The following is a 9,681-nucleotide window of genomic DNA, read 5'->3' on the forward strand; positions in this document are numbered from 1 at the left end:
ATTTCGATCACCTAAACCCAGGCCGAGCCAACGCCTCTCGACATTGGAGCAAATCGCAGGCCCATTCCAAATGAACAAAAAACCCGTCGAAGTTGTATCAGACGAGGTCGCACCGAGCGGCGGATTGGTCGCCGCATTAAAGGTCATAGCTGATGAAGCGCCAGCCTCCGGATTGACATTGCACGACTTCACGCAAGCCCTCGGTGAACGGGCCTTCGGCTTGATGCTGTTCGCCTTGTCGTTGCCGGTCTCCATCCCGCTGTTGTACGGCATTCCACAGATCGTTGCGCTGCCGATGATGGCCATTGCGTTGCAGATGGCCATCGGTCGCCCCGAACCCTGGGTGCCGCGGCGTTTCGGTGCACGGCTGCTGAGTAAAGAAGGATTGCAGAAAATGGCGGCAGGGGCGGAAAAGTACTTCGGATGGCTCGAGCGCATTGCCCGCCCGCAGTTACTGCTGCTGTCAGGACCCACTGCGGAGCGGTTGGTGGGCGCGGTCTTTGTCGTGTTCATTGCCAGCATCTTGATACCGTTACCAGCTACTAACACTATTCCTGGCATAGGTATCGCCATCGCGTCCATCGGGCTTATAACCCGTGATGGGCTACTTGTCCTGGCAGGTCTGGCCATCGGCAGCGCGTGGATTCTTCTTCTGGTGGTCGGCATCTCGGTTTTCGGGCCCACATTCATCGATCTGTTCAAAGATTTCGTCAAGAGCCTGCTAGGCCTTGGCTGACGCGGCTGCCACCAATGCATTTGAATCCCTTCGCCTCCCGCCATAAAACCCCAACCCATTGAATAGGTTGGTGGGCCCGCCAGGCATCCCCGGCGCGTCGATGAGGCGCCGTTCTGTCGCCTAAGGCTCGAGGGCGCAGCAAACGGACTTAGGCATCGCTGTCGTGAACGCCCGGATCGCCAGCAAGTGTCGTCAGGCAGAAGATGCCTTCTCGCAACGGGCACACTGCTGAGCATCAGCGATAAATCAGGGAATAATCAGCGTTTGCTCTGGCTATGTGCCGGCGTTAGCGCGATACTCCAATCTCGACCAACCATCAAGCGTATGGCCGTGACCGCGGCTGGCGTTCGCTGGGTGCATTCGAAAAAAAGCAATCAATCAAGAGGAGTCAAATAATGAAGAATAATTTTTTCAGGGTACTTGCCGTCGTTTTGCTGAGCGTATCGGCGATGAGCATTGCGCAGGCGCAGGAAGAGCCACCTTTCATTCCGGGTGACTATTGGGAAGTAACCGGCGTTAAGACCGCCGATGGCGCAGGCTTGAAGTATGCGCGATGGCTTGCCGGCGAATGGCGCAAGAACAGCGAGTTCGCCAAGTCGCAAGGATGGATCAAGGATTTCATGGTCATCAACAACGTTCATGCTCGCGCTGATGAGCCGGACCTTTATCTCATTCGAGTGTTCGAGAACATGGCGACCGTTGAAGAGGGCGAAAAGCGTCGCAAGGCATACATGGCCTGGGCAGAGCAGAGTATGGATGAGATGGCTGCCGCGAGTGGCAATCGCGCCGAGTATCGTACGATCATGAGCACGTCACTGCTGCGCCATATGAAGTTCCGCGACTAGTTTGTAACCGGTTGAAGAATTAAAGGCAGGCGGGTCGATGACCCGCCTGCTTTTTTCTTTTGGAAACCGTCCTTCTGCTTCCCGGATCGAAGTCGTGGGAGCATTGGTCGTCGTTTATCGGGAACCTGGAACACTGGAATTCTGACGGCTCGGCTGCACGACCGGGCCAGCGTCCCAGCATCCCAGGGCCCAGCCCCGGTCGCCCCGGCTATGCCCACACCAAGGGATTCCAATCCCTTCGCCTCCCGGCATAAACCCCGAACCCTATGAAAAGCATGGTGGGCCACGCCAGGCATCCCCGGCGCGTCGATGAGGCACCGTCGCATATACTCGGCCCAGCTCCACTAAAGAGGTGCGCCCATGTTGCTCCGCAGGATCACCAAGCATGTGAAAGCGCAGAACTGGTTCGCGGTCGGCCTCGACTTCGTCATCGTCGTAGTCGGTGTGTTCGTTGGCTTGCAGGTCCAGGACTGGAATGACTCCCGCAAGGAGCGAGTCGAAGAAGGCGTGTTGATGGTTCGCCTGTTCGAGGAGGCTCGACCGCTGATCGACGCTCACGAGCGGGAACTGGCCTCGCTTCGGTCTCGGGCAGAAGTGCTGATCGGCGTAAACCCGGTCTTGTTCTCGCAAGCACCCAGCAGAGCGATTACAGAGCCGGAATGCCGCCGCATCTCTGCATCACACGTTCACCGGCGACCCTCCGACGAACTTCCAGTTCTTGACGAGATGCTCGAGACCGGTCGATTCGATCTGCTGCGGGATGCGAAAGTAAAGGACAGCCTGCGAGCATATTTGCTGCTTCGGGAACGCGGCCGTGCCTACTATGAAGAGGCGGTAAACGAACTTTTCCGGCTGCACAGCAGATTTCCGTCACTCGTAATCGTTAGTCGCTTGCCGGTGACCTCCGATAGCGATATCAGCTGGGGCGGCCTGAGCGGCGACGGCTATCGATGGGTGCCGGCGTGTGATGTCGACGGAATGAGGGCGAACGCAGCCTTCCTGAACGAATATGTCGACAATCTGAGTCGCATCAACACGCTGACCAGTTTCGTGGCGGAACGGCGGGACCATCTCCTCGAACTCAAAGATACCCTGGCCGATTTGACCGCGAGGCAAGGCCGCGCGCCGGGATTGAAATAGAATGACCGCTTCCGACCCAAGGCGGATTATCCCAATGTCCTTTCTCAGGGAACTGCGGCGCCGGCATGTGTTCCGCGTTGCCGGGTTGTACATTGTCGCGGCCTGGGTGGTTTTACAGGTCGCCGATCTTGGCTTCGAGTCGTGGGGCGTGCCAGCCAGCGCTTTGCGCTTCGTGTGGATCGCCGCCCTACTGTTGTTTCCGGTCGCACTCGTATTTGGTTGGCGCTATGACATCACCGCGCATGGCATCGTGCGAACCCCGCCCGCGACTGGCAGCGCGGACCTGTCGCTGAAGACACCGGACTTCGTCATCTTGTCTGCCCTGGTTGCCGTTGCTGCACTGAGCGGCTGGTGGATGGTCGAGCAGGTAGCCGGCAGCAGAAACGAGTCACGAGAGAGCATCACTGCCCGCGCGATTGACCCTGCTTCGATCGCCGTGTTGCCTTTCGCCACGCATAGCAGTGCCGCCGACACGGCTTTCTTCGCCGACGGCGTGCACGACGATCTCCTGACCTCGCTGGCAAAAGTTATGTCAATGAAGGTCATTTCGAGAACTTCGGTGCTGAGATACCGCGATACCGAAAAGAGCATCCCGGAAATCGGCAACGAACTTGGCGTCGCATTTGTTCTCGAGGGCGGCATACAACAGGCCGGAGACAATGTTCGTATTAATGTGCAGCTTATTGATTCGCGGACAGACGGCCACGTCTGGGCTCATACCTACGATCGCGCGCTGACCGCGCAGAACGTGTTTGCTATCCAGAGCGAGATCGTGGAGACCATCGCAACTCAGCTCAAGATGGAGCTTACGGCCGAAGAACGCAGGCGCATCGGCCGGGACCGTACCGACAATCTCGATGCGTTTCGCGAATACACGTACGGGAAGCAGCAAGTCGATATTGCCTCGTTTGCGGCGCTGCGCGAGGCAGTCGACCATTTTCAGAGGGCGCTGGAAATCGACCCGCAGTATGTTCTGGCCCGGGCCGCGCTGGCCAACACGTTCGCACAGCTCGCCGTGACGGGGGCAATAACACCCGCCGAAGCGCTGGCTCAAGGCCAGTCACACCTCGACCGTGCCGTGGAACTCTATCCCGATAATCCGTTCGTGCAGGCAGTCCGCGGCAGGTATCTAAGCCTCACAGATGATCCGGCAGCCGACGCAGTCATGAAGGCGGCCACTGTCGCCGCGCCGAACGATGTCGACGTGCTCAGCATCTACGCGACGTATCTTCGAATCCAGCGGCGCGGCGAGGAAGCGCTTGAAGTACTGCGGCAGGCGCTGGACCTGGACCCGTTATCGGCACCGCTGTACCACGACCTCGGGCGCGTGCACCTGTGGCTCGGCCAGTTCGAGCCAGCGCTAGAGGCCTTCGCCCGAATCGCCCAGCTGAGTCCTGGAAACCCGTATGCCGCCCACGGCGCAGCCACGGCGACAATCCTCAGCGGCGACCTCGTCGAGGCCGCGTATTGGTCGGGGCAGGCCCTGTCGATGGATGCCGACGATTACGAGAATCCGGCAACCTGCGTGGTCATATACGCGAGCTTTGGAGATTACGAATCGGCGCGTCGGCATGCAGACCTGGCGCTCGAGATGGGCCCGGCGGAGCCGTATCCCCTGTCGTCAGAAGCGCTATTGCTTGCGATGACAGGGGACAATGAGAAGGCCGTAGCGATGGCGCGCGGCGCCCTGGCGAGAGACCTGGAAGACCGGTGGGGGTCGCACTTCGTTTTCCTGAGGCTGATCCGAAATGCCGCGCTGGATTCTGGTGAGTACGACGAGGCGCTTGCCCTGTTCCAGAAGTACGAGCCCGGGTTATTCGAATCACCGCCGCAGATCACCGCCGGAAACGTTCGCAAGGCCGTGGACCTGGCGTCATTGCTGCAGCGGGTTGGGCCGGACCAGCAAGCGACAGAGTTGCTGCACGCGGCGATCGCCGCTTATGAGCAGCATTACACCCTGGGATCAGCCAATTATCCGCTGGGCATAGCGGTGGTCGATGCGCTCGCGTTGCTAGGCCGGGAAGAGGAGGCGGTGGCGCGCCTTCGAGAACTGGCCGACGATGGCTGGCGCGTCCTGTGGCATTTCGACACCAACCTGAATCCGAGCCATGACTCGCTGCGCGAGCTACCTGCATACCAGGACATCCTCACGTTCATCGAAGATGACCTGCAGCGTCAGGTCGACACCTTCTCCGTCCCGGATGCCGGGTGACGGTCGGGTATTTGCCGTTCCCAGACAGCGCTGGAATCGGGGAATACTTCTGAGTGGTGTCGCCGGGCCGGCACACACCACTGCGATTGCCTTGCCGGCGACACTTAGTGACTCAGAGTTGGTGGGTGGATGAGGGCGAAAACGGCTCAGTCGCCAGGCGTCGGCGAAATGGCGCGCTGCCAGGGCGGGCCGTCGGTGTAGGTGCGGAAGCTGACGACCTTGCCATCCACGAATTGCCACACGTGGGCAAACGGCGCCTCGACGCTGTGACCGGTGGCCTTGTAGGTGCCGCTGTAGTAACCGAGCGCGACCACGCGGTCGCCTTCGGCGACGTAAGTATTGGTGACCACCGAGTAGTTGTCCCATTCCGCGCCGATGCGCGCGATGAGGCCCTCCAGGAGGGCATCAGGGCCGACGTACGTACCGGCGTAGGGGTAGCCCTCGGCGGCGACCCACACGACGCCCGGATCGAGGATGTCCAGAAAGGCCGGGACGTCGCCGCGCGCGAAGTTGGCGTAGGCGGTTTCGACGATCGCGCGGTTGTCGTGCTCCTGCGCGAGGACAGGTGTGCAAAGCACGACGGCGAAGAGCGCAAGCAGTAAGCGGTTTATGCCTGCAAAGCGGCGTGTGCGAAAGCGGCGCGTGCGCAGAGAAACCTGGGCGAGGGTGGCGGGTTTTGCAGGCATAGTGTTTTCCTTCAGGGATGAAATTGGGTGGGAGCGCCAGCGACTCGGTCATGCCGAAGGCCTCCAGCACGGCAGCATCAAAGAGTGTGAACCGTATATACCACCTTTTCGCTGGCTGGTGCCCGCTCCTCACCGACGCCGGCACATGCGTGCAGCGTTCTGATTGACCCTCTGACTCGTCCGAACCACCTTCCGAACCCACCGCCACGAACCAAGGGATCGCAGGTCCCTTGGTGCATGCCGGTCAACGGCTTAGCGAAAGCCCTCAGGTGGCCCGCCCGAACTTGGCCGGCGCTCGGCCTGCACGATGCGGGCGTAATCAGCAAGCATCACATGGGCGAGTTCGAGGCGCTGTGTCATCTCGACGTGCAAGAAATGCCGCCGCGCAAGACCAAGAGCCTGCGGGAGGACGCCCGCGTCAGCCAGGCGGCGATCTAGGCTAGTCGTGGCGTCCTCTTCATGCTGCGGCCTGCCAACGCTCCTTCCGCGCCCGTGGCCGGAAGCGATAATGCAACGAGTCCGGAGACTCTTGCTGTGCTAGGTGCTGCACCAGCTCCGGAAGGCGTAAGGAACTGGATGCCGTCAGGTCCCGGAACACGAGCCGGACTGCATGGTCGGCTGCTCGCGGCACCCGCCCAAGTTTTTCCCAGCGCCGAACCGACTGGTCTTGCACGCCGAGCAGCTCGCCAAGCTGAGCCTGCGACAGGTCGAGGTAATGGCGGAGGAAGCGCACTTCCCTTCCGGTGAGCCAGGGCTTCTGCTCCACGAGCGTGCATGCGATCGCCTCATGAAGCGCCTCCGCCTCGTGAATCGAAATGGCGGGCCCGTAGGGCGTGTCGTGCCACTCGTAGCCGTTGGCCAGGTAGACGTTGGGCAGGCCGGATTCGAAGTAGTGGTACATCTTTGTTCATCCAACACGGATTACCGTGATCACCAGGATGGAAGTCGCGTCCTCCGGGATCTCAACCACAACCCGCAATTGGTCTCCGCTGACATTCGCCTCGATGTTGCAGCGCCAGGTCCCGGTGCGGGACGCGATGGGCACGTACGGACCCTCGGTGATCTCGCCCCGCAGGAGGCATCTCTGCACCTGGAGGGCATCGACGTCCCGGCGGCGCATCTGTTTCCGGGCGTGGTCGACGAAGAGCACGCCAGCAGGCCTGGATGCCCGCTCCCGAATATGCTTCCGTGCCGTGCCCGGGTTCACGCGGTCTCCAAACAAGAGACCGTTAAAATTTAACGGTCATGCTACGCCCGTTGGGTCTCGTGGACAACCCCTCGGAAGCAGTCCAGCAGAAGGTCCTAATCAACGGGAGCCCAAGAAAACGTGGGAAATGCGCCCTTTTCGCTTAAGTGCTTGAATGGAAACGGAAAACGGCCGGGTCGGTATAAGATCGGGCGACCCTAAGTGGCCAAATTTTTCTTGTTGTTTTTCTGTGAGTTACGAGTGGAAACCAAGGGACAGGTAGTACCACTCAGACGCTTGCCGCTTTCTTCTTCTTGGCGGGCATAGCCTTCTTCTTGGCGGCCCCGGGCTGACGCATAGGTGCCTTCTTCGTCGTGATTTTCTTTTTCGCGACCTGACGACCCGACGATGCCGTACCCGCTTTGCCGCCCGTCAGCTTCTCCAGCTTGGCCTCGAAGGCCTTCGGGTCGTAAACCTCCAGGCCGCGTTTCTTGCCTTTGAGTATTCGCAACCATTTCTCATGGACGAGTGCCGCCGAGAGGAACGCCGGCGTGTTCACTGACTTGCCCCGGAAGATCGGGTGCAGCGTCCAGGAAGACAGCGGCCTGTCCTTGGGTGCGTCGTCGATGCATTTCTGTAGATCGCTAAGTGCCACCCACTCGGGACTGAAGAACCCGCCGCCGGTGTTGGCGACGACCCTTAAGTGAACAGTCCCCTCGGGATGCTTTCCGATCTGGTAGGTGATCTGGCTCTTGCCGGACAGGGAAGGGCAGGTACCGGAATGGACGACCTTCACGATGCCTTCCAATGGGTCTTTGGTGCGTGTCATGCGTGTTCTCCTTCGGGAGTGGTGTCGAGGATGGAAGTGAGTACGTCCCTCAGCTGGCCGTCGATCCAGGGCTCGTCCGGAATGACGAACCCCAGGCCGTAGTCGTCGGTGCCCAGATAGACGGCGTAGATGTAGCGACCCCGGAGCGAGGCTCCTTCCCAGGGGGTTTCGCTAAGCGTCCACGGCATGTCCAACTCGGTGAGCACCCGGTCTTCGTCTCCGGGCTCCACCAGGACCAGGTAGCCGTAGTCCTCGGCGTCGTATGGCTGGAGGGGAAAGTCCTCGATCAGGACCTGGATGAGGTCGCGGATGAGGCCATAGGCGGGATGGTCGGGAGGTAGCTTCGTCAAGTCTTGTTGGCGCTTAAACGTGATCACATAGGGTTCCTCCGGGCACAAAAAAACCAACCCGGGGGTTGGCTCTTGGTGACGTCCAGGGCGTGAAGGCCCTTCAAATAAGATGGCGAATAAGCCGCAAGCGAATCACTCCACGAGCAGCTCCTCCAGGTGCTTCCTGAGCTCGCCCTCGACCCAAGGCGCGTCCGGGATCAAGAACGTGATCGCGAACTGGTTGTTGGCGAGATAGATCCCGCAGAAATGCCCCTCCGTCATGTGCACCGCCTCGAAGGGCACCTCGCACAATCGATAGGGGAGGCATAGATCCGCCAGGACGCGATCGGAATCATCTTCCTCGATTAGCACGACGTAGCCGTCCTCCGCCGGGTCGTACTCGAAGTGCCCCAGCATGCGGACGACGATGCCGCGCAGCACGGGACTCAGCGGGGATCCCCGGATGGCGTCCAGGGATGCGAGGGAAGAGAAGATTTTCATTGGGTTCTCCTTGTTGGTGACCGTACCCCCGTAATCCGAGCCATGCGTGATGTGGGATTTCCCGGTATTTTGACCGTAGGGAGGTCCCGAGATGAAACGCAAGCGCTACAGCGAAGAGAGGATCATTGCCATCCTGAAGGAGCACGAGGCGGGTGCGTCGGCCAAGGATCTGTCGCGGCGACATGGCATCGCCGAGAACACGATCTACCGCTGGAAAGCCAAGTACGGGGGCATGGAGGTGTCCGAGGCCCGGCGGCTGCGAGATCTGCAAGCCGAGAACAGCAAGCTGAAGCGCCTGCTGGCCGAAGCGGAGCTCGACAAGGCAGCGTTGAAGGAGTTGGTCCAGGGAAAATGGTGACGGCTGCGCAGCGGCGCCGGGCCGTGGATCACCTGAAGAGTCGCCGCTTTAGTGAACGTCGCGCCTGCCGCCTAGTCGGCTTTAGCCGCTCGGCGGCCTGGAGCCCGCTCAAGGGCCGGGACGATGCTGCGCTAAGGACACGTCTGAAGACGCTGGCCGAACGCTATCCCCGTTATGGCTATCCGACACTGCATGACATGCTCAAGACGGAGGGCCTGGTGGTGAACCCGAAGCGGACCTATCGGGTATATCGAGAAGAGGGCCTGCAGGTCCGCACGAAGCGCCGCAAGAAGCTGACCCGTCCTCGGGTTCCGTTAGCGCTGCCGAGTCGCATCAACGAGCGCTGGTCCGTGGACTTCGTCTCAGACCAACTGGCGAATGGCCGACGGTTCCGTGTGTTTAACGTCGTCGATGACTTCAGCCGTGAGTGCGTGCTGCAGATCGTCGACTTCTCAATCAGCGGCGAGCGTCTGGCTCGAGAACTGGATCAGTTAGCTCGATCCCGCCCCCTGGCCAGGCAGATCGTCATGGACAACGGTCCTGAGCTGACCAGCAAAGCCATGTTCTTCTGGGCCAAAGAGCGTGGGGTCAAGCTGCACTTCATCCAGCCTGGCAAGCCGACCCAGAACGCCTTCGTCGAGAGCTTCAACGCCAAGTTCCGTGAGTACTGCCTGGACCTGCACTGGTTCGCCACGCTGGCGGATGCCGGATCAACAATCGATGCCTGGCGTACCCACTACAACCACGTCAGGCCGCATCGCTCTCTGGGCAAAAAGCCTCCGGCAGTGTTTGCTCGCGAAGCCGCCTGATATGCTCAATTTCCCACATCAAGGCCGGCTTGGTTCAAGGGGTACGGTCA

At 60.4% G+C, this 9,681-nt stretch carries 11 protein-coding genes; 5 read left to right on the forward strand and 6 right to left on the reverse strand.

The genetic code is table 11. The annotated features are described in order from the left end of the window. Window positions 1-70 precede the first annotated feature (70 nt). The 4 genes from G6N75_RS06880 to G6N75_RS06895 all read left to right on the forward strand — a co-directional run bounded on the left by G6N75_RS06880 (window position 71) and on the right by G6N75_RS06895 (window position 4,933). Window positions 71-736, forward strand: coding sequence for an exopolysaccharide biosynthesis protein (locus tag G6N75_RS06880; RefSeq protein WP_165347613.1), 666 nt, complete (start codon window positions 71-73; stop codon window positions 734-736). Between the two features lie 395 nt (window positions 737-1,131). Next, window positions 1,132-1,581: a hypothetical protein gene (locus G6N75_RS06885; protein WP_165347614.1), complete on the forward strand. Its 450-nt coding sequence runs from the start codon at window positions 1,132-1,134 to the stop codon at window positions 1,579-1,581. A gap of 387 nt (window positions 1,582-1,968) precedes the next feature. Beyond that, window positions 1,969-2,721 carry a hypothetical protein gene (locus tag G6N75_RS06890; protein WP_165347615.1) on the forward strand — a complete coding sequence of 251 codons (753 nt, stop codon included), beginning with the start codon at window positions 1,969-1,971 and terminating at the stop codon, window positions 2,719-2,721. Between the two features lies 1 nt (window position 2,722). Further along, window positions 2,723-4,933, forward strand: coding sequence for a tetratricopeptide repeat protein (locus G6N75_RS06895; RefSeq protein WP_165347616.1), 2,211 nt, complete (start codon window positions 2,723-2,725; stop codon window positions 4,931-4,933). Window positions 4,934-5,079: 146 nt separating this feature from the next. Here the strand turns inward: G6N75_RS06895 and G6N75_RS06900 are convergent, their stop codons facing one another. From G6N75_RS06900 to G6N75_RS06930, 6 genes are all read right to left on the reverse strand, one after another. Continuing rightward, a complete protein-coding gene (locus G6N75_RS06900) occupies window positions 5,080-5,619 on the reverse strand; it encodes a nuclear transport factor 2 family protein (protein WP_165347617.1) in 540 nt (179 codons plus the stop codon). 457 nt (window positions 5,620-6,076) lie between these two features. Further along, window positions 6,077-6,520, reverse strand: a complete 444-nt coding sequence (locus tag G6N75_RS06910; protein ID WP_165347618.1) for a transcriptional regulator — start codon at window positions 6,518-6,520, stop codon at window positions 6,077-6,079. Between the two features lie 6 nt (window positions 6,521-6,526). Next, window positions 6,527-6,826, reverse strand: coding sequence for a DUF4258 domain-containing protein (locus G6N75_RS06915; RefSeq protein WP_165347619.1), 300 nt, complete (start codon window positions 6,824-6,826; stop codon window positions 6,527-6,529). A 268-nt stretch (window positions 6,827-7,094) separates the two neighbouring features. Further along, entirely contained in the window at window positions 7,095-7,634 is a 540-nt protein-coding gene (locus tag G6N75_RS06920) for a hypothetical protein (RefSeq protein WP_165347620.1), read from the reverse strand. After that, a complete protein-coding gene (locus tag G6N75_RS06925) occupies window positions 7,631-8,011 on the reverse strand; it encodes a hypothetical protein (RefSeq protein WP_165347621.1) in 381 nt (126 codons plus the stop codon). The genes G6N75_RS06920 and G6N75_RS06925 overlap by 4 nt, the downstream gene beginning before the upstream one ends. 105 nt (window positions 8,012-8,116) lie before the next feature. Then, on the reverse strand, window positions 8,117-8,464 hold the full coding sequence (locus G6N75_RS06930) for a hypothetical protein (protein WP_165347622.1): 348 nt from the start codon (window positions 8,462-8,464) through the stop codon (window positions 8,117-8,119). 91 nt (window positions 8,465-8,555) lie between these two features. On the opposite strand from G6N75_RS06930, the gene G6N75_RS06935 reads away from it, so the two are divergent. Then, window positions 8,556-9,631, forward strand: a protein-coding gene (locus G6N75_RS06935; protein WP_240900987.1) for an IS3 family transposase whose coding sequence is annotated in 2 segments (ribosomal slippage) — window positions 8,556-8,811 and window positions 8,811-9,631 — 1,077 coding nt in all. Because the reading frame shifts where the segments join, the coding sequence is not laid out codon by codon here. The last annotated feature ends 50 nt before the right edge of the window (window positions 9,632-9,681 follow it).

The organism is Thioalkalivibrio sp. XN8, from assembly GCF_011058255.1.
Classification (GTDB): Bacteria; Pseudomonadota; Gammaproteobacteria; order Steroidobacterales; family XN24; genus XN24.

Bases quoted from the DNA above. Each gene is read 5' to 3' on its own strand.
- G6N75_RS06880 (WP_165347613.1), top strand. From the start codon at position 71: ATGAACAAAAAACCCGTCGAAGTTGTATCAGACGAGGTCGCACCGAGC.
- G6N75_RS06885 (WP_165347614.1), top strand. From the start codon at position 1,132: ATGAAGAATAATTTTTTCAGGGTACTTGCCGTCGTTTTGCTGAGCGTA.
- G6N75_RS06895 (WP_165347616.1), top strand. From the start codon at position 2,723: ATGACCGCTTCCGACCCAAGGCGGATTATCCCAATGTCCTTTCTCAGG.
- G6N75_RS06900 (WP_165347617.1), bottom strand. From the start codon at position 5,619: ATGCCTGCAAAACCCGCCACCCTCGCCCAGGTTTCTCTGCGCACGCGC.
- G6N75_RS06910 (WP_165347618.1), bottom strand. From the start codon at position 6,520: ATGTACCACTACTTCGAATCCGGCCTGCCCAACGTCTACCTGGCCAAC.
- G6N75_RS06920 (WP_165347620.1), bottom strand. From the start codon at position 7,634: ATGACACGCACCAAAGACCCATTGGAAGGCATCGTGAAGGTCGTCCAT.
- G6N75_RS06930 (WP_165347622.1), bottom strand. From the start codon at position 8,464: ATGAAAATCTTCTCTTCCCTCGCATCCCTGGACGCCATCCGGGGATCC.